The sequence below is a fragment of the Azospira oryzae genome, assembly GCF_004217225.1.
Taxonomy (GTDB): Bacteria; Pseudomonadota; Gammaproteobacteria; order Burkholderiales; family Rhodocyclaceae; genus Azospira; species Azospira oryzae.
In genome coordinates, this window is the sequence record NZ_SHKM01000001.1 from 906137 (window position 1) to 925869 (window position 19733).

General features: G+C 69.2%; 15 protein-coding genes. 3 read left to right on the plus strand and 12 right to left on the minus strand.

Annotated elements, in window-relative coordinates; translation table 11 throughout:
• The first annotated feature begins 202 nt into the window (after positions 1 to 202).
• Positions 203 to 1423 carry an MFS transporter gene (locus tag EV678_RS04205; protein WP_207222165.1) on the plus strand — a complete coding sequence of 407 codons (1221 nt, stop codon included), beginning with the start codon at positions 203 to 205 and terminating at the stop codon, positions 1421 to 1423.
• A 108-nt stretch (positions 1424 to 1531) separates the two neighbouring features.
• On the opposite strand, the gene EV678_RS04210 is transcribed toward EV678_RS04205, so the two are convergent.
• From EV678_RS04210 to EV678_RS04220, 3 genes are read right to left on the minus strand one after another with little or no spacing between them, the layout of a single operon-like run.
• Positions 1532 to 3544, minus strand: coding sequence for an ABC transporter ATP-binding protein (locus EV678_RS04210; protein WP_130458610.1), 2013 nt, complete (start codon positions 3542 to 3544; stop codon positions 1532 to 1534).
• Entirely contained in the window at positions 3544 to 4992 is a 1449-nt protein-coding gene (locus EV678_RS04215) for an ABC transporter permease (protein WP_130458611.1), read from the minus strand. The genes EV678_RS04210 and EV678_RS04215 overlap by 1 nt, the downstream gene beginning before the upstream one ends.
• A gap of 1 nt (position 4993) precedes the next feature.
• The gene (locus EV678_RS04220) at positions 4994 to 5971 is read right to left on the minus strand and encodes an ABC transporter permease (RefSeq protein ID WP_130458612.1); all 978 of its coding nucleotides are present in this window, start codon (positions 5969 to 5971) and stop codon (positions 4994 to 4996) included.
• A 121-nt stretch (positions 5972 to 6092) separates the two neighbouring features.
• Here EV678_RS04220 and EV678_RS04225 point away from each other — a divergent pair, with 121 nt between their 5' ends.
• A complete protein-coding gene (locus EV678_RS04225; RefSeq protein WP_130458613.1) occupies positions 6093 to 7361 on the plus strand; it encodes a TIGR03862 family flavoprotein in 1269 nt (422 codons plus the stop codon).
• 82 nt (positions 7362 to 7443) lie between these two features.
• On the plus strand, positions 7444 to 7929 hold the full coding sequence (locus EV678_RS04230) for a nucleotidyl cyclase domain-containing protein (RefSeq protein WP_014237823.1): 486 nt from the start codon (positions 7444 to 7446) through the stop codon (positions 7927 to 7929).
• 42 nt (positions 7930 to 7971) lie between these two features.
• Here the strand turns inward: EV678_RS04230 and EV678_RS04235 are convergent, their stop codons facing one another.
• The 9 genes from EV678_RS04235 to EV678_RS04275 all read right to left on the minus strand — a co-directional run bounded on the left by EV678_RS04235 (position 7972) and on the right by EV678_RS04275 (position 19732).
• Positions 7972 to 9576, minus strand: coding sequence for a sensor domain-containing diguanylate cyclase (locus tag EV678_RS04235; RefSeq protein ID WP_043799383.1), 1605 nt, complete (start codon positions 9574 to 9576; stop codon positions 7972 to 7974).
• 52 nt (positions 9577 to 9628) lie between these two features.
• Entirely contained in the window at positions 9629 to 10498 is an 870-nt protein-coding gene (locus EV678_RS04240; protein ID WP_130458614.1) for an EamA family transporter, read from the minus strand.
• 53 nt (positions 10499 to 10551) lie between these two features.
• Positions 10552 to 13560 (minus strand): PAS domain S-box protein, encoded by a 3009-nt coding sequence (locus EV678_RS04245; protein WP_130458615.1) that lies wholly within the window; start codon positions 13558 to 13560, stop codon positions 10552 to 10554.
• 163 nt (positions 13561 to 13723) lie between these two features.
• On the minus strand, positions 13724 to 14512 hold the full coding sequence (locus EV678_RS04250) for an enoyl-CoA hydratase (protein WP_130458616.1): 789 nt from the start codon (positions 14510 to 14512) through the stop codon (positions 13724 to 13726).
• Positions 14513 to 14583: 71 nt separating this feature from the next.
• Complete coding sequence (locus tag EV678_RS04255; RefSeq protein ID WP_130458617.1) at positions 14584 to 16242, minus strand: acyl-CoA synthetase; 1659 nt, start codon at positions 16240 to 16242, stop codon at positions 14584 to 14586.
• Between the two features lie 59 nt (positions 16243 to 16301).
• On the minus strand, positions 16302 to 16907 hold the full coding sequence (locus EV678_RS04260) for an ABC-type transport auxiliary lipoprotein family protein (protein ID WP_130458618.1): 606 nt from the start codon (positions 16905 to 16907) through the stop codon (positions 16302 to 16304).
• A complete protein-coding gene (locus EV678_RS04265) occupies positions 16904 to 17827 on the minus strand; it encodes an MlaD family protein (protein ID WP_130458619.1) in 924 nt (307 codons plus the stop codon). The genes EV678_RS04260 and EV678_RS04265 overlap by 4 nt, the downstream gene beginning before the upstream one ends.
• Positions 17828 to 17846: 19 nt before the next feature.
• On the minus strand, positions 17847 to 18620 hold the full coding sequence (locus EV678_RS04270; RefSeq protein WP_130458620.1) for an ABC transporter ATP-binding protein: 774 nt from the start codon (positions 18618 to 18620) through the stop codon (positions 17847 to 17849).
• Complete coding sequence (locus EV678_RS04275; protein ID WP_130458621.1) at positions 18617 to 19732, minus strand: MlaE family ABC transporter permease; 1116 nt, start codon at positions 19730 to 19732, stop codon at positions 18617 to 18619. The genes EV678_RS04270 and EV678_RS04275 overlap by 4 nt, the downstream gene beginning before the upstream one ends.
• Position 19733: the final 1 nt, after the last annotated feature.

A 19733-nucleotide genomic window follows, 5' to 3' on the forward strand; every position in this document is an offset into this window, starting at 1 on the left:
CCGCCCCCGCCCCCCGACGGCTCCGTTGTGGCGCGCCTAAGCTGCCGCCACCTGCAGGTGCAGCCCTACACCGTCATCTCCAGCGCTTCAAGTACGGATATCCCCGCTCCGGCGGGGCTGCGGCGGGGCGTAGAATTCAAGCCTTCGCCGCCGTCCCTGCCGGCGCCGGGCCGCCCCGGAACCCGGCTTCCACTCGCTGACCATGACCCCCACGTCTTCCACCGCTGCAGCCGCCGATAGCGGAGGGCTGCAAGCCGGCACCCCCGCCTTCCGTCGCGCCAACCTGGCCCTGGCCACCGGCGGCTTCACCTGCTTCGCCCTACTCTACGGCACCCAGCCGGTGCTGCCCCAGCTCACCCACGAGTTCGGCATCTCTCCGGCCAGCGCCAGTTTCAGCGTCGCCGCCGGCACCCTTTCCATGGCCCTGCTGCTCATCCCCTTGAGCCTCATCGCCGACCGCTATGGCCGGGAGCGGCTGATGCGCCTGGGGCTGCTGGGGGCCGCCCTGTTCGCCTGCGCCTCTGCCTTCATGCCGGACTTCCACCTGCTGGTGCTGTGCCGGGCCCTGCTGGGCGCCTGCATCGCCGGGGTGCCCGCCGCCGCCATGGCCTACCTGGGGGAAGAGATCGCCCCCAACGCCCGGGGCCGGGCCATGGGCCTCTACATCGCCGCCAACGCCCTGGGCGGCATGTCCGGGCGCTTTCTCTCGGCCCTGGTGACGGGCTGGTGGGACTGGCGCCACGGCCTGGGAGCCCTGGGCCTGCTGGGGCTATTGGCGGCCTTCGCCTTCTGGCGCCTGCTGCCGCCGGCCCGGCACTTCAGGCCCCGCTCCCTGGAGCCCCGCCTGCTGCTGGCGGACGTGGGCCGCATCTACGCCGACCCGGGCCTGCCCTGGCTGTTCGTCACCGCCTTCCTCATCATGGGCAGCTTCGTCGGCATCTACAACTACCTGGGCTTCCGCCTCAGCCTGCCGCCCTACGGCCTGGGCCCGGCGGCCATCGGCGCCATCTTCCTGCTCTACGCCGTGGGCAGCGCCTCCTCGGCCCTGGCCGGCCACCTGGCGGACCGCATCGGACGCAGCCGCATCGTGCTGCTGATGAGCCTGACCATGGCCGCCGGCATCGGCCTCACCCTGGCCGCCGCCCTGCCCCTGATCATCCTCGGCCTGGCCGTGTTCACCTTCGGCTATTTCGCCGTGCATGCGGTGGCCAGCGGCTGGGTGGGACGCCGGGCCGGGCCGCGGCGGGGGCTGGTATCGGCCCTGTACCTGTCCAGCTACTACCTGGGCGGCAGCGTCATCGGCAGCGCCACGGGCTGGCCCTGGATCCACGGCGGCTGGCCGGGAGTGGTGGCCACCCTGCTGGCCTGCGTGGCGGTGGTGCTGGGCATCGCCCTCTCCCTGCGGCGCCTGGGAGACGGCTGAGGAACCCGGAAAACACCCAGGCCCCAAAGGCAGAAGGGACGCCACTTTCCACCATGGCACGGTGGAGAATGGCGTCCCTTCTGCCTTGCCGGGGTGCTTGTTTTGCGGCTAGTCCGCCGGATAGAGGTGGCAGCGCACCACCACGCCGCCGGCCTGGGTGCTGGGGGCCGGGTATTCCTGGCGGCAGCGCTCGCTGGCCTGGGCGCAGCGGGGATGGAAATGGCAGCCCTGGGGCGGCCGCGCCGGGGACGGCGTTTCGCCGGGCAGGCGCACCATTTCCCGCTGACCCGCCAGACGGGGCTCGGGCACGGCCGAGAGCAGGGCCCGGGTATAGGGATGGCAGGGAGCCGCCAGCACCTGCTGCACCGGCCCCTGCTCGACGATGCGGCCCAGGTACATCACCGCCACGTCGTGGGCCAGGTATTCCACCACGGCGAAGTTGTGGGTGATGAAAAGATAGGCCAGCCCCAGTTCCTCCTGCAGGCGGCGCAGCAGGTTGAGAATCTGGGCCTGCACGGAAACGTCCAGGGCCGAGGTGGGCTCGTCGCACACCAGCAGCTCCGGCTGCACCGCCAGGGCCCGGGCGATGGCGATGCGCTGGCGCTGGCCGCCGGAAAATTCGTGGGGATAGCGGCCCAGGGCCTCCGCCGGCAGGCCCACCGATTCCAGCAGGGCGGCCAGGGCCGCCCGCCGTTCGTCCCGGCTGGCGGCCACCCGCAGGGCGGTCATGCCTTCCTCGATGATCTCCCCCACGGTGAGGCGGGGGTTGAGGGAGGCGAAGGGATCCTGGAACACCATCTGCATGCGCCGGCGCAGGGGCTTCAGTTCCCGCTCCGGCAGAGCCAGCAGTTCCCGGCCATCGAGCCGCACCGAGCCGCTGGCCGGCAGCAGGCGCAGCACGGCCTTGCCGGCGGTGGTCTTGCCGCAGCCGGATTCGCCCACCAGGGCCAGGGTGCGGCCCCGCTGCAATTCCAGGGACACCCCGTCCACCGCCTTGACGTGGCCCACGGTGCGCTTGAAGAGGCCCTTGCGGATGGGGAAATGGACCTTCAGTTCGCCCACGGCCAGCAGGTTTTCCCGGGCGGCGTCGGCGGCAGCGGCAGCAGTCGGTGGCGCGGCAGGCAGGTCCGGCAGGCGCTGCTCGCCGCCCGGCAGCTGCTGGGCCACCCAATGGCAGCGCACTTGGTGCCCCGCCTCCAGCTCGGTCCAGCCCGGGCTTTCCAGCCGGCAGCGGTCCATGGCCACCGGGCAGCGGGGGGCGAAGCGGCAGCCGGCGGGCATGGCGGCCAGGCCCGGCACCTGGCCGGGAATGGTGGCCAGCTGGGCGCCCCGCTGGCCCAGGTCCGGCAGGGCAGCGAAGAGCTTTTGCGTATAGGGGTGGCGCGGGCTGGTGAAGAACTCCTGCCGGGGCGCCGTCTCGACGATTTCGCCGGCGTACATGACGCCGACCCGGTGGGCGCTGCGGGCCACCACCCCCAGGTCGTGGGTGATGAGCAGCATGCCCATGGCCCGTTCCGCCTGCAGCCTGGCCAGCAGGTCGAGAATCTGGGCCTGGATGGTCACGTCCAGGGCCGTGGTCGGCTCGTCGGCGATGAGCAGCCGCGGCTCCCCGGCCAGGGCGATGGCGATCATGGCCCGCTGCTTCATGCCGCCGGATAGCTGGAAGGGATATTCCTCCAGCCGCCGCTCCGGGTCGGCGATGCCGACGGCGGTGAGCAGGGCCAGCGCTTCCCGGCGGGCCGCCTCGCCCTTCATGCCCCGATGCCGTTCCAGGGATTCGCCGATCTGGCGGCCGATGGTCAGCACCGGATTGAGGCTGGTGGCCGGTTCCTGGAAGATCATGGCGGCGGCGCTGCCGCGGCGGTCGCGCATGGCCGCTTCGGGCAGGGCGAGAATCTCCTCCCCTTCCAGCCACACCTCGCCGCCCTGGATGCGCCCGGCGTTGGGCAGCAGGCGCAACAGGGCCAGGGCGGTGGCGGACTTGCCGCAACCGGATTCGCCGAGCAGGGCGAAGGTCTCACCGGGGGCCACGGCGAAGGAGACGCCGTCCACGGCGGTGAGCACCCGGCCGCCGGCGAGGAAGCCGGCCTTGAGGTTGCGGACGGAAAGCAGGTCGGACATCAGGCGGCCCTCGGATCGAAAGCGTCCCGCACCACGTCGGCGAAGAGGTTGGCGGCCAGGACCAGGATGAACATGAAAACGAAGGCGGCGGCCAGGGACCACCACACCATGGGCTCCCGGGCCAGTTCCATGCGGGCGTTGTTGATCATGGTGCCGAAGCTGATCATGGTCGGGTCCACGCCGATGCCGACGTAGGAGAGCACGGCCTCGGCCAGCACCAGCCCGGAGAAATCCATGACCAGGGCGATCAGCACGATGTGCATGACGTTGGGCAGGATGTGACGCAGCAGGATGCGCCAGGAGGAAACGCCGAAGGCCTGGGCCGCCTGGATGTATTCGAGCTGGGACAGCTTCAGGGTCTCGCCCCGCAGCAGGCGGGCCAGGCCGGTCCAGCTGGTCATGCCGAGGATGAAGCAGAGGGCCAAGAGGCGCAGGTCGGCCCGCTCGGCGGCGGTGGCGAACCACTCCGGATGGGTGTCGATCACCACCTGCATCATCAGCACGGCGGCGGCGATGAGCAGCACCCCGGGAATGGAACTCAAGGTGGTGTAGAGATACTGGATCAGGTCGTCCACCCAGCCGCGGAAATAGCCGGCGGCGATGCCCAGCAACACCCCCACCGGCAGGGTCACCAGGGTGGTGACGAGGCCGATGACCAGGGCGGTGCGGATGCTCTTGAGGATCTGGTAGAGCACGTCCTGGCCCACCTTGTCGGTGCCCAGCACATGGTATTCCGGCGCCAGGGCCAGCAGGGGCGTGAGCAGCAGGAAGAGCCCGGCCAGGGTCAGCAGCAGGGCATCCCAGGCCGGCGCCGTGCTGGTGGGCGGCCGCCGCCACAGTTCCCGCCAGGACTGCCGGAAGGAACACTGCCGGCGCCGGGCCAGACGGCCGGCGAGAAAAATCGCCAGGGCCGCCCACAGCAGGATCGCCAGACCGTACCCCTGCAGCAGGCGCCGGGCCACGTCGCCGGCCCAGGCGGATTCCTCCGACCCCAGGTGGGCGCCGCCGAACTTGAGGCGGGGAAAGTCCCGCTGCTGCACCAGGCTGCCGTCGGGCTGGCGGACTTCCTGCATTTCCTTGGCGTAGGCCCGGGTGGCCAGGGGCGCCGAATAGGTCTTTTCCACCTGGGTGCGCAGGGGCGTCAGGAGGGCGTCCAGGAGCGAGAGGACTTCGACCCCGTAGGCCGGTGCCGCCCCGGCGCCGCTACCCTGGCCGTTCTGCGGGGCATCGGCCAGGCGGGGCCGGTAATGGGCGGAGTCCAGCAACCCCACCGCCACGAACAGCGCCAGTACTGCCAGAGAGGCCATGCCGGTACGGCTGTGCAGCACCCGGCCCCAGGCGGCGCCCAGGGGCGGCGTGCGGGCCACGCCCCAGGCCAGCAGGCCCAGGGCCGCCACCAGCAGCCAGATGACCAGGTCGGACCAGAGGAAGACGGGAAGGAAGGCCATGTCAGTCGAAGCGAATCCGCGGGTCCACCAGGGTGTAGGAAATGTCGGTCAGGATCAGGCCGGCGATGTACAGCACGGAGCCGATGAAGACCATGGAGCGGACCACGGCGAAGTCCTGGGCGTTGATGGCGTCGATGGTGTAGCTGCCCAGGCCGGGAATGCCGAAGAAGGATTCGGTGAGCAGGGAGCCCATGAAGAGCAGGGGAATCACCACCACCACCCCGGTGAGGATGGGGATCATGGCGTTGCGCAGCACGTGGCGGAACATCACGACGCTTTCCGAGAGGCCCTTGGCCCGGGCGGTGCGCACGTAGTCCTTGCCCATTTCCTCGAGGAAGATGGTGCGGTACCAGCGGGCGCTGCTGCCGATGCCGGCGACGACGCCGATGGCCACCGGCAGGAGCAGGAATTTCCAGGCGTCCAGGCCCTCCACGTAACCGGAGATGGGCACCAGCCGCCACACCTTGGAGATGAGCCACTGGCCGCCGATGATGTAGAACAGGCCGGAGATGGACATCATGGCGACGCAGGCGACGACGCCCCAGAAATCCAGGGCCGTGGCGCGGAAAAAGGCCAGCAGCAGGGCCAGGGAAACGGTCACCAGCAGGCCCAGGATGAAGGTGGGGATGGCGATGGCCAGGGAGGGCCCCATGCGGGTGCGGATTTCGGTGGCGATGTCGCGGCCGTCCTCCGCCGCGCCGAAGTCGCCGACGAAGAGCCGGGCCGACTTGGTGAAGAAAATGGTACGGGTCGCCTTTTCCAGGCCGGCGGCCTCGCCGTTCCAGAAGAGGGGGGCATCGTAGCCCCGCTCCGCCTTCCACTTGGCGATGGCTTCCGGGGTCACCCGTTTCACGCCCAGCTGCATGCGTGCCATGTCGTCCGGCGTATTGACGACGAAGAAGAGGGCGAAGGTGAGCAGGTTCACCCCGATGAGAATGGGGATGGCGTAGAGGAGGCGACGCAGGAGGTAGGCAAGCATGACCCCGCGACTATACCAAGGCCGCCCCGCCCCTGACCACCAAAGCGCTTTGCCCGGACCCGGCGCCGGCCCTAGAATGGCGGCCGGTTTGCCTTCTTTTGCTCCTGCCCGAGTCCAGCCCATGACCCCCATGCCCTCCCCTCCTCCCCACGTCGCCGTCATCGGCGGCGGCCCGGCCGGGCTCATGGCGGCGGAAGTGCTGGCCCGGGACGGCGCCCAGGTCACCGTCTACGAGGCCATGCCCTCGGTGGGACGCAAGTTCCTCATGGCCGGCAAGGGCGGCATGAACATCACCCACAGCGAGGACTTCGCCGCCTTCCAGGAACGCTACGGCAGCGCCCGGGAACGGCTGGCGCCCCTGCTGCAGGAATTCGGCCCGGAGGCCCTGCGGGCCTGGATCCACGGCCTGGGCGTCGACACCTTCGTCGGCACCTCGGGCCGGGTCTTCCCCACCGAGATGAAGGCGGCGCCCCTGCTGCGGGCCTGGCTGCACCGGCTGCGCCAGGACGGCGTCGCCTTCCAGGTGCGGCACCGCTGGCTCGGCTGGAGCGCCGACGGCGCCCTGCGCTTTGCCACGCCGGCAGGGGAAATTGAAGTAAAGCCCGCCGCCACGGTGCTGGCCCTGGGCGGCGGCAGCTGGGCCAAGCTGGGCTCGGACGGCGCCTGGGTGCCCACCCTGACCCGGGCCGGCATCGCCGTGGCGCCCCTGCGGCCGGCCAACTGCGGCTTCGACGCCGCCTGGAGCCCCCATTTCCGGGAGCACTTCGCCGGCCAGCCGGTGAAGCCGGTGGTGGCCGCCTGCAGCGGCCCCGACGGCCGGGCCTGGCGCCGCCAGGGGGAATTCGTGGTCAGTGCCGACGGCGTCGAAGGCGGCCTCATCTACGCCCTCTCCGCCCCCCTGCGGGACCTCATCGAGCGGGACGGCAGCGCCACCCTGAGCCTGGACCTGCTGCCCGGCCACAGCGCCGAGCGGGTGCTGGCCGAGGTGCGCCATCCCCGGGGCTCCCGTTCCCTCTCCAGCCACCTGCAAAGCCGCCTGGGCCTGAAGGGGGTGAAGATGGGCCTGCTGCGGGAATGCCTGGACAAGGAGCGCTTCCAGGACGAGACCGCCCTGACCGCCGCCATCAAGGCCCTGCCCCTGCGGCTGGTGGCTCCCCGTCCCCTGGACGAAGCCATCAGCAGCGCCGGCGGCGTGCGCCTGGAGGAGCTGGACGAGCAGCTCATGCTGCGGCAGCGGCCCGGCCTCTTCTGCGCCGGCGAAATGCTGGACTGGGAGGCGCCCACCGGCGGCTATCTGCTCACCGCCTGCTTCTGCACCGGCCGAAAAGCTGGCATGGGAGCCGGGCAATGGTTAAAGTTGAGGCAACGGGCGGCCAGCACAACAACATAAGGGCCGCCCCAACGCCAGACGCCGCTCCCGGCCGCCCCTGCGCCATTCCCGGGAGTCTCCCGTCGCCATCAAGGAGGGACTTATGCTGCACGAAGATGTCGAACAGTTCGGGAATTTCCTGTTCACCCTGGAATGGCTGCTGGAAGTCTCCGCCCGCTACGACAGCAATATCCACTTCCACCTGGTGCATGTCGACTTCGGCTCCCCCCACATCCTGGGCGAGACCTACGGCGCCCAGGCAGCCAGCCTCAAGCTGCACGAAGTCCAGGACGCCCTCGGCCAGACCCTGCGCAAGACCGACCTGGTGGCCCGGCACGGCGTCGATTTCTGGATCATCATGCCCAGCGACCCCAGCATCGACCCCCTCTCCACCCGCCTGCGGGAGATCATCGAGGTCGCCTCCCAGTGCGGCCTGGAGATCGTGGGCCGGGACATTTCCTTCTTCTCCCTGAAACAGGGCCATCCGGAACTGGGCCTCAACTGTTCCGGCATGGATTTTCTCGCCTACCTCAAACACAACCACAGCCGCCTGGCCCTGCACGAGCTGGAATTGCCGGCCCAGAACTGAAAAAGGGCGCCGCCGGCGCCCTTTTTCTTCCGCCCCTCCGCTTCAGGTGGTGGCGATCACGTAGCGGCCGCGGCCGCTTTCCTTGGCCCGGTACATGGCCTGGTCCGCCTGCAGCAACAGGGTATTGGCGGCGCTCTCGCCGTCACCCAGGGCGATACCGATGGAAACCCCGAGACGGCAGCTCTGATCCTGGACCGGGAACGGCTCCGCCAGAGCTTCGATGCACTTGGCGGCGACCCGGGCCGCGGCCTGCTCCGCCTGGCTATCCAGATCGCCCATGAGGATGACGAATTCGTCGCCGCCGACCCGGGCCAGGGTGTCGCTGGCCCGCACGCAGCCGCTGAGGCGGCCGGCCACCAGGCGCAGCACCTCGTCCCCGGCCTCGTGACCCAGGCTGTCGTTGATCGGCTTGAAGCCGTCCAGGTCGAGGAACAGCAGGGCGATGCGGCTGCCCTTGCGCTGGGCCAGGACCCGGGCCTGGCTCAGGCGGTCGGCCAGCAGCATGCGGTTGGGCAGGCCGGTGAGGGCGTCGTGGTGCGCCGCCTGGGCCAGGGCCGCCTGGCTCTCGCTGAGCTTGCGCAGGAGCCGGTTGAAGGCGGCGGTGAGATGGCCCACCTCGTCGTTGCGCAGCACCGGCAGGGGTTCCAGGGGGCACTCGCCGCGGGTCATGCGGTCGGCGTGCTCCGCCGTGCGCCGCAGGGGGCGGAAGACGTGGGCCAGGCCCAGGGAAGCCAGCACCAGGAAGACCAGGGACACCACCACGCTGTTGCGCAGGATGTACTGCTGCACCCGGGTCACCGGCTCGAAGGCTTCCGCGGTGGGCAGGCGGGCCACCACGAACCACTCGGCGCTGGGCACGGAGACGATGGCCACCGCCTCTTCCACGCCCTTGGCGTTGACGGTGATGCCGGTGCCCCGGTAGCCGGCCATGGCCCGGTCGTGCAGGGGATTGACGCCGGCCGGCGGCGTCGGCTTGAGCACCAGTTCCGGCTCGGTGGCGGCGACGAAGACCCGGTCCCGCGGAGAAATGAGGAGGAAGCCGCCGCTGCGGCCGATCCGGCTCTGCAGCAGCAGGTTGAGGAAGCCCGGGGTGGCCAGGGGCGTCAGGCCCACCAGGGCCGCCTGCACCCGGCCCTGCTCGTCCCGCACCGGGGCCGCCATGGGCAGCACCGGCTCCCGGTCCAGCCAGTCCGGCGCCGGCCGGCCCAGGCTGGCTTCGCCGGCCAGGGCGGCCTGCACATATTCCCGATCCGCCAGGTTGATCCTGGCCTGCAAGGGCCGCTCGGGGAAATCGGCCAGGATGGCACCCCGGGAATCCACCAGCAGCAGCCCCTGGTTGAACAGGGGATGCAGTTCATGCCGCTCCTGCAGCCAGGCCCGCAACTGCCGGGGCTGGCCCAGCAACTGCCGCGGCAGGCTGGCCGCCAGGCGCTGCAGCAGGTCGCGCCGCTCGACCAGCTTGCTGTCCACGTCCCGGGCCACATAGCTGGCCAGGGCCTGCTGCTGGGACGCCACCACCTTGTCCAGATCCTCGCGCAGGAACTGGCTGAGGATGAAATAGCGGGCCGTCGTGCCGACGACCACGATCCCCAGCCCCAGGAGCAGGATGCGCAGGATGATGCTGTGGGAAAGCTGGCGCAGTCTCATGGTGCCCATCATAGCGGAAGGCGGCGGACCGCAATCTGACTTGAAGTCCCCATCAGGCTGCCGCCGCCGCAAAACGGCCGCGTCCCCAGCGGTTCAACCAGAGGGAGACGAGGATGACGCTGCCGCCCAGAGCGATGCGTTGCAGGTCCGCGTCCCGGTTCCAGATCAGCAGATTGACCACCAGCCCCAGGGGCACGTGCAGCTCGTTCATCACCGCCAGGGTGCCGCCATCCACCCGGGTGCTGCCCTTGACCCACCAGAACATGCCCAGGGCCGTGGCGAACAGGCCCATCCACAGCAGCACGCCCCACTGTACGGCGGTCGTGGGCAGCCGGGCCGGATTGCCAAAGATGAGGAAGGACGGCAGGGCCAGCACCAGGGCGCCGAGGAAGAAATGGCCAAAACAGCGGGACAGGGGGAACTGCAGCGGATAGCGGGCCAGCAGGTGGCGGCACAGCACCTGCCCGGCGGCAAAGGTGGCGTTGGCCAGCTGCAGCAGCAGGAAGCCCGCCAGGTATTCCCCCGCCACCAGCTGGAAGCGGATCACCACCCCGCCCCCCACCGCCACCAGGGCGGCCACCAGGGCCCAGGGATTGAAGCGCCGGGCCAGGGCGTCGTCGAGCATGGTGACGTAGATGGGGGTGAGCACGGTGAACAGCAGTACCTCGGGCACCGTCAGCACGGTGAAGCTGCGGTAGAGGCAGAGGTAGGTGACACCGAACTGCAGGGCCCCGGCCAGCCACAGCCCGGCCACCAGGCGCCCGGGCAGGCCGCGCCAGCGGGTGAAGGGAATGAACACCAGGGCGGCGATGGCCACCCGCACCAGCACGGCGAAATCGCTGTCCACCCGCCCCGCCAGGTATTCGCCGATGAGGCTGAAGGAAAAGGCCCAGAGCAGGTTGACGGTGATCAGGTAAGGCATGGGAGAAAACGACGGCCCGGGGCCATCCGGCTAATGGAGGCGGGAGTATGCCATCACCGGGGCGCGCTGGCAGCCTCGGTCCCCTCCTCCGGCCTGGGCTTGGCCTCGATGGGCAGCCAGACGGTGAAGGTGCTGCCCCGGCCCGGCTCGCTCTCCACCTCCAGGCGGCCCTGATGCTTCTGCACGATGCTGTAGGCCAGGGAGAGGCCCAGGCCGGTGCCCTTGCCCACGGGCTTGGTGGTGAAAAAGGGCTCGAACAGGCGGTGCAGGTACTCCGGGGCGATGCCGCAGCCGCTGTCGCTCACGGCCACGAACACCTCGTCGCCGCGGCGGCCGGTGCGCAGCCAGATGTCGCCCTTCTTGGGAATGGCCTGGGCCGCATTGACCAGCAGGTTCATGAAGACCTGGTTGATCTGGGACGGCTCGCACCACACCAGGGGCAGTTCGCCGTATTCCTTGTGCACGGCGCACTTGTACTTGAGCTCGTTCCAGACGATGTTGAGGGTGGAATCCAGGCCCTGGTGCAGGTCGGCCCACTGGCTCTCGGCCTCGCCGGCCCGGGAGAAGTCCTTCAGGTCCCGGGCGATCTTGGCCACCCGCTCCAGCCCGTCCCGGGACTCGGCCAGAAGCTGGACGATGTCGCTGCGGAGGAAATCGAAGTCCTTCTCCTGCTTCAGCTGGCGGGCGCTTTCCAGCTGCCGGCAATCGCGGCAGGGACCGCTGTCCGCCGCCTCATAGGCGGCGATGATGGCGAAGATCTCCCGCAGGTAGTGGTCCAGGGTGCCCAGGTTGGAATAGACGAAGCCGATGGGGTTGTTCATCTCGTGGGCCACCCCGGCCGCCAGCTGGCCGATGGAGGCCATCTTCTCCGACTGCAGCAGCTGGCTCTGGGCCTCGGCCAGCCGCTGGTTGAGGGCCTTGGCCTCGGCCAGGGCCTGCTGCAGTTCCTGTTCCGCCCGCTTGCGCCCGTCGATGTCCCGCACCACGGCCAGTACCCGCTGGCCGCCGGAGAGACGGAATATCTGCAGGTTCACCAGGACCCAGAACTGCCGCCCCGAACTGCCCCGGGCCATCCACTCGAAGGACTGGGGCCCCTCCTCCCGCACCCGCCGCATGTAGTCCCGGGCCGCCTGGGGCGGGAAAGCCGGGTCGTCGGCGGTGATGCCCTGCACATCCAGGGACAGCAGCTCCTCCCGGCTGTAGCCGTACATGCGGCAGGCGCCGCCATTGACGTCCAGGATGCTGCCGCTGGCGACGTCGTGCACGAAAATGGCATCGCCGATGGTGTCGTAGATGGTGCGGAACTTGTCCTCGCTCTCGGCCAGGGCCGCCTCGGTGGCCCGGCGCTCGGTGATGTCCTCCTTCACCGCCAGGTAATGGGTGATGCTGCCGTCGGGCTGGCGGATGGGGTTGATGCTGGCGTCTTCCAGGTACTCGCTGCCATCCTTGCGCCGGTTGAACAACTCGCCGCGCCAGCCCTCGCCCCGGGACAGGCAGCGCCACATCTCATCGTAGCTGGAGCGTGGCGTGCGCCCGGACTGCAGGATGCGCGGATTCTGCCCCAGCACCTCCTCCCGGCTGTAGCCGGCGGTGCGCACGAAGGCCTCGTTCACGTATTCGATTTCTGCCGCCAGGTTGGTGATGACGATGCTCACCGGGCTCTGCTCCGCCGACAGCAGGAACTTGTGCAGCTCGGCCTCGGCCCGCTTGCGTTCTGTGATGTCCCGGGAAATGCCCTGGATGTGGGTGACCCGTCCCTGGGCATCGGTGATCAGGGTCATCACCGCCTCGGTCTGGATCAGGGAACCGTCCTTCCTCGGCTGCACCAGTTCGTAGTGGCGTGAGGCGGCAGCCTCCTGGCCCGTATCCACGGCGGCGATCCAGCGCCCCAGCTCCCCGTCCAGGTGCTGGTGGCACTCCGGCGTCAGCAGGTCCGCCATGGTCTGCTGCAGGGCCTCGTCCACGGTGATGCCGCGCATGGCCTGCACCGAGGGGCTGACATAGGCGAAGCGGCGGGAAGCCAGTTCGTACAGCCACACCACGTCGCTGCCGCTCTCTGCCAGCAGGCGGAAACGGGCTTCCTGCTCCCGGGCCTGCAGGGCGGCGCTGAAGACCCGCCCCAGCAGCAGCAGCACGGCCATCAGCACGACGCCCGCCGCCGTCAGCCAGGCGAAGTTGCGCCGGGCCTCGCGATAGATTTCGCTGTCGTCCATTTTCGCCACCAGCAGCCAGTCGGTCTGGCCCACCGGCAGCACCACGCCCAGCACCGCCAGGCCCCGGTAATCCCGCCCCGCCAGCACCTCGCCGACGCCATGCAGGGCCATGCCCGAGATCAGCCCCGGCGTGTCCAGGGGCAGGCGCAGCTTGAGGGGAGCCCCGGCCTGCCGCCCCAGGGGAGAAAGAAACAGTACCTCGTCCCCGTCCCGCCGCACCAGCAGGCTTTCCCCGGTGGCGCTGGGGACGGGCCACTGGCTGACCATGGGATAGAGCACCCTGGCCGGGTCGATCTCGAACAGGGCGTAGCCGATGAGGCGCCCCGTCTCCCCCTCGGCGAAGAGGGGCACCAGCAGGTCGAGGACCACCTCGCCCTCGCGTCCGGCCTTGCGATGGAAGTCCACCAGGCGCGGCCTGCGGCTCTCCAACAGGGCCTGCACCGCTTCCTGGTGCAGGGTGTCGTCCCGCAGATGATCGTCCGCCGGGTCGGCCAGATAGCTGCGGCCGGCCAGGTCATGCAGGCCGATGGCGGAGATTTCGGGAATGGTCTGCTGCAGGTAGCGGAAACGCTGACGCAGGCCGGCCGCGGCCCGGGCGTCGCCCGGTTGCTGCAGGAGGCGGGCGAAATGCTGGGACATGACGCTGCCCGGCGGCTGGCTGAGAAAGATCAGGCGATCCTCGATCCAGCGCTGGATTTCCTGGGACTTGAGGGCCGCCACCGCCTGTAGCTGCTGTTCCGCCGTCTCCCGGGCGGCGCCGAACAGCACCTGGTGGCTGCGGTAGAGCCCGCCCGCCAGGAGCAGGACGAAGCCGATGATGGCCACCAGCCAGTGCCTTGCGGTCGGCACGAAGGCCGTCTCAACCCTATCACCTGCGGACATGGCGTTCACTCTCTCCCCTGCCTGTGCGGCGCCAGGCCCCGGCCGGCGAATCTCCGGCCATGGGGCATCCTACCGCGGCAGGGCCGGGAAAGTCCCGGCTGCAGGACATTTCCGGCCCTGTCGGGCCCGTTCAGGCGGCCTGCCAGACCGGCTTGCGCTTTTCGATGAAGGCGTCGATGCCCTCGGCGGCATCGCCGGCCATCATGTTGCAGGCCATGACCTCGCCGGCATACTGGTAGGCGGCTTCGATGCCCATTTCCAGCTGCTTGTAGAACATCTGCTTGCCCGTGGCCACGGCCACCGGGCTCTTGGCCAGGATGGACTGCACCAGGTGCTCCACCGCCTCGTCCAGATCGCCCAGGGCCACCACCCGGTTCACCAGGCCCCGGCGCTGGGCTTCCCCGGCATTGATGAACTCGCCGGTGAGCAGCATTTCCAGGGCCTCCTTGCGCCCCATGTTGCGCGCCAGGCCGACGGCGGGGGTGGAGCAGAAGAGGCCCACGTTGATGCCGGAAACGGCGAACTTGGCCACGTCGGCGGCCACCGCCAGGTCGCACATGGACACCAGCTGGCAGCCGGCAGCGGTGGCGATGCCGTGGATGCGGGCAATCACCGGCTGGGGCATTTCCTGGATGGTCAGCATGACCTTGGCACACAGCTTGAACAGGGCCTGCATGAAGGCCTTGTCGTGGTTGCTGCGCATCTCCTTGAGGTCGTGGCCGGCACAGAAGGCCTTGCCGGCGCCCTGCAGCACCACGACGCGGACCGTCTTGTCGGCGGCGATGCTCTGCAGTTCGGCCAGCAGGGTTTCCAGCATGGCGTTGGAGAGGGAATTGAACTGGGCCGGACGGTTCAGCACCAGGGTGGTACGGCCGTCGGGGCGGTCTTCACGCAGCAGGATGGGTTCCTGGTTTGTCATTTTTTGTCTCCTACAGAAAAAAGCCGGAGGCTGTGCTGTCTGCCCCCGGCTTGGTTATGGATGCGGCTGGTTTACTCGATGGCGGCGGTGGACTTGGCCATTTCCCGCAGCACGTACTTCTGGATCTTGCCCGTGGAAGTCTTGGGCAGGGGTCCGAAGATGACCTTCTTCGGCACCTTGAAGCGGGCCATGTGCTCGCGGCAGAACTCGATGATTTCCACCTCGGTGATGCTGACGCCGTCCTTCAGTTCGATGAAGGCGGCCGGCACCTCGCCCCACTTGGGATCGGGGGTGGCCACCACGGCCGCAGCCATCACCGCCGGATGGCGGTAGAGGGTGTCTTCCACCTCGATGGAGGAGATGTTCTCGCCGCCGGAGATGATCACGTCCTTGGAACGGTCCTTGATCTTCACGTAGCCGTCGGCCTGCATCACCGCCAGGTCGCCGGTGTGGTAGTAACCGCCGGCGAAGGACTCTTCCGTGGCCTTGGGGTTCTTCAGGTAGCCCTTCATCACCAGGTTGCCGCGGAACATGATCTCGCCCATGGTCTCGTTATCCCAGGGCACCGCCTCCATGGTGGCCGGGTCGAGCACGGTGATGGCTTCCTGGGCGTGGTAGCGCACGCCCTGGCGGCCGTTCAGGTTCACCTGCTCGCCCACCGGCAGGTCGAACCACTCGGGCTGCTGGGCGCAGACGGAAGCGGGACCATAGGTCTCGGTGAGGCCATAGACGTGGGTAATCTTGAAGCCGATCTTGGCCATGCCTTCGATGACGGCGGCGGGGGGCGGCGCGGCGGCGATGAGGCCGGACACGCCGTGGTTGATGCCTTCACGCCATTCGGCCGGCGCATTGGCCAGCATGGAATGGACGATGGGGGCGCCGCAGTAGTGGGTCACCTTGTTTTCCCGGATGGACTGCAGGATCAGCTTGGGATCGACCCGGCGCAGACAGACGTTGGTGCCGGCATTGGCCGCCATGGTCCAGGGGAAGCACCAGCCGTTGCAGTGGAACATGGGCAGGGTCCACAGGTACACCGAGTGGGGCGGCATGCCCCAGGAGACGATGTTGGACATGGCGTTGAGGTAGGCGCCCCGGTGGTGATAGACCACGCCCTTGGGGTTGCCGGTGGTGCCGGAGGTGTAGTTGAGGGAGATGGCGTCCCATTCGTCCTGGGGGCCCTTCCACTCGTAGTCCGGGGTGCCTTCGGCCAGCAGGGCCTCGTAGTCCTTCTCTCCCAGCAGGTCGCCGGGGCCGGTGTATTCGCTGTCGTTCACATCGATGACGACGATGCTGCGGCCCAGTTTTTCCAGGGCCGGCCCGACGATGTGGGAATACTCCTTGTCGGTGATGAGGATCTTGGCCTCGCCGTGGTTCAGCATGAAGGCCACGGCTTCGGGATCGAGACGGGTGTTGAGGGTGTTGAGCACGGCCCCGGTGACGGGCACGCCGAAGTGGCATTCGTACATTTCCGGCGTGTTGTTGAGCATCACGGCGACGGTGTCGCCTTCCTTGATGCCCCGGGCTTCCAGGGCGGAGGCCAGGCGCCTGGCGCGGTTGAAGGTTTCCAGCCAGGTATAGCGGCGCTGGCCGTGGATCACGGACACCCGGTCCGGGTAGATGTAGGCGGAACGGGCAATGAAGGTTAGCGGCGACAGCGGCACATAGTTAGCCGCATTCTTTTCCAGACCCTGCTTGTAGATGTTGCTGCTGTTGTCGTTATGACCTGCCATGAATATCCCTCTTATGTGTTTGCGTTGGTATTTTTCATGAACTCCCTGCCCCCGGACTGCTAACGGCAGGGAGCCAGTCTGGCCTCCCGCTCCAGGTCGGCCAGCCGACGTCCGATTTCCTGGCCGAAGGCATCGGCAGCCAGGCTCAGCGCAACCACCCCACCCCGCGCATCGGGGCTAGGAGCGGGCTTCTCCACGCTGAACGGACGCTCGAATATGAGTTTGCGCTGTTTGTCGAACAATGTCATGCGGCCCTGCAACACGCCGCGGCTCTGGGTCGGGCTGTCGAAGACCTGGGTGAATTCATCCACCTCCAGGCGCAGGGCGCAACCGCCGTTGCCGCCGCCCAGCTGCTGACGCAGGCGCAGGTTGAGCAACTGCCCCGCCGGCGCCGCCCAGCGGCTCTGGCTGTAGGCCATGAGGCGGCTGGCGTCGTCGTAGGCCAGACGGTAATTCACTGCCGGCGTATCGAGCCAGGGGACCAGGCGCAGCTCCAGGCTGACGGGCCTGGCCACGGCGCTGGCGGCGCCATCGACGCCGGCCTCGGCCGGGCGCGGCCCGAAATCGTAGGTGGCGGCCGGCGGGGCGCCGCGGCCGCCGGCGCAGGCGGCCAGGGTCAGCAGCAGGGAACAGGCGGCGAGGCGCCCGGTGGTGGCGAAGGTCATGGATTTCTCCCGGGATGGGGCAGGAAGCCGGGCTCCCCGGGGCCGGGCACGGGGGCCGGGGCGCCGAAGATGAGGCTTTGGGGGTCCCGTTCCACCTGGTTCAGGACCCGGTTGAGCTGGCGCGTGCTGGCGGCGATGTCGCCGGCCAGGTCGCCCCAGCGCGGCGACAGCAGCCCGGCGCCGGATTCGCCGCCGCCGGACTGTTCCAGCCGCTCCGACAGGCGGCGCAGGCTGGCCACCAGTTCCTTGGCTTCCCTGGCGGTGCCGGCGCTGCCTTCGAGGGCGCTGCTGAGGTGTTTCAGGTTGTCGTCGGCCAGGGCCTTGCGCAGCTGCACCAGGGTCGGCCCCAGCTCCTGGGCGGCGGGTTTCAGGCCGGCGGAGATGCTTTCCAGGTTGGCCAGGGTGTTGCCGACCCGGCGCTGGTTCTCCTCCCCCACCAGCTGGTTGGCGGAAGTCAGCAGTTCCCGCGCCTGGCGCAGGGTCTCGGCGCCGGCATCGGAAAGCTCCTGGATCAGGGAAGGCTGCATGGGAATGCGCGGCAGGCCGTCGCCGGCCGCCAGGGGACGGTCGTCGTCGCCCCGCTCCTCCAGCTGCACCTGGGCCAGGCCGGTGACGCCCTGGTAGTTGAGCAGGGCCACGGTGCTGCGGGTCACCGGCACCTCGTCGAGGATGCTGATGCGGATGAGGATGTCGTCCGGCTGGTTCTTGTCCAGGCGGATATCCTCCACCCGGCCGACGCGGATGCCCCGGTAGCGCACCTGGGCCTGCAGGTTGAGGCCGGTGACGTTGCCCTGGGTCACCACCAGGTAGTCCCGGGTGACGTCGTGCTTGCCGCCGAACCACCACACGGAGAACAGGACGGCCGCTGCCAGGAGCAGGGTGAACAGTCCGGCAACGAGGGCATGGGCGCGGTTTTCCATAAACGACTCCTGCTGATGCCTAGAGGGGCGCGGGGGCGGCCGGGCCTGGGGCCGCGGCGGCGCCGCCGAAAAAACTCGAAATGAAGGGATGCTCCACCCGGCGCACCTCCTCCGGCGTGCCGAAGGCGACGATGCGCTGGTCGGCCAGTACGGCGATATGGGTGGACAGGCCGGTCAGGGTGGCCAGGTCGTGGGTCACCATGATCACGGTGAAGCCCAGCTCGGCCTGCAGTTCCCGGATCAGGCGCACGAAGCCTTCGCTGCGGTCCGGATCCAGGCCGGCGGTGGGCTCGTCCAGGATCAGCAGTTCCGGCTCCAGGGCCAGGGCCCGGGCCAGGGCCACCCGCTTGACCATGCCGCCGGAGAGTTCCGCCGGCTTGAGCAGGCCGTGGCGCGGGTCCAGTTCCACCATGGCCAGCTTCAGGTGCACCAGGTCCCGGATCAGGCTCTCGTCCTCCAGGCCGAATTCCCGCAACGGGAAGGCCAGGTTGTCGAAAACGGAGAGGGCCGAATACAGGGCGCCCTGCTGGAACAGCATGCCGAAGCGCTGGCGCAGGGCCCGGTCCACGCCCGGGTCCCCCGAATAGAGGGGGCAGTCGAAGAGATGGACCCGCCCCTTCCACGGTCGCAGCAGCCCCACCACCTCCCGCAGCAGGGTGGTCTTGCCGCTGCCGGAGCCGCCCACCAGGCCCACCATCTGGCCCTGCTCCACCACCAGGTCCAGCTCCCGGTGGATCACCGTGTCGCCGTAGCGGCTCCACAGGCCATGGACTTCGATGACCGGCCGGCTCATTTGGGCAGCCCGATCTCGCGGGTGGCGATGGCGAACAGGGCATCCACCAGGATGACGATGGTGATGGCGGTGACCACGGCGGCGGTGGTGCGGGCCGAGAGGCTCTCGGTGTTGGGTTTGACGTGGAGGCCGAAGTGGCAGGCCACCAGGGAAATGAGCAGGCCGAAGACCCAGCCCTTGGCCAGGCCGATCCACAGGTTGGCCAGGGGCACGGCCTTGGGCAGCTGGTCGAGGAAGAAGCCGTAGGACAGCCCCAGCTGCAGGTTGGCCGAGACCATGCCGCCCAGGATGCCGGCGGCGGAGGTCCACAGCACCAGCAGGGGCAAGGCGGTGGTGAGGGCGGCGATTTTCGGCAGCACCAGGCGCTGGGTGCGGGAGATGCCCATGGTGGCCAGGGCGTCGATTTCCTCGGTGACCCGCATGACGCCGATCTGGGCCGTCATGGCCGAGCCGGAACGGCCCGCCACCAGCACCGCCACCAGCACCGGCCCCAGTTCCCGGATGATGCTGATGCCCAGGATGTTCACGATGAAGATGTCGGCGCCGAACATCTTCAGTTGCAGGGCCGACAGGTAGCTCATCACCACGCCGATGAGAAAGCCCACCAGGGCCGTCACCGGCAGGGCCTTGGCGCCGCTCTTGTAGAGGGTGGCCGAGTACTCGACCCAGGGCAGTTCCCGGGGATGGCGCAGCAGGTAGGCCAGGTCCAGCACCAGCTGGCCCAGCAGGGCCACCAGGCCGAGCAGGTTGTGGCTGAACTTGAGGACGAAGACGCCGAGGGCTTCCACCGCTTCGAAGGGGCGGGCCGGCGGCAGGGCCGCAGCCGCCGGCGGCAGGGCCGCCACCCGTTCCAGGGCGCGCCGGTGATCAGCTGCCAGGGCCACGCCGGGCGGCCACTGGCGGCCCCAGGCGCGCCACAGGAGGAGCGCCCCCAGGCTGTCGAGACGCCCCAGGGCAGTCAGGTCCCAGCCGGCACCGGCGGCGGCCAGGGCGGCCAGGCGATCTTCCAGCTCGGCCAGGGAACGGGGCAGGGAGGCCAGGGTCCAGTCCCCGCTGATGCGGGCGATGGGGCCCGCGTCGCCCTGTACCGTTTCCAGGCCGCCCGCGTTCATG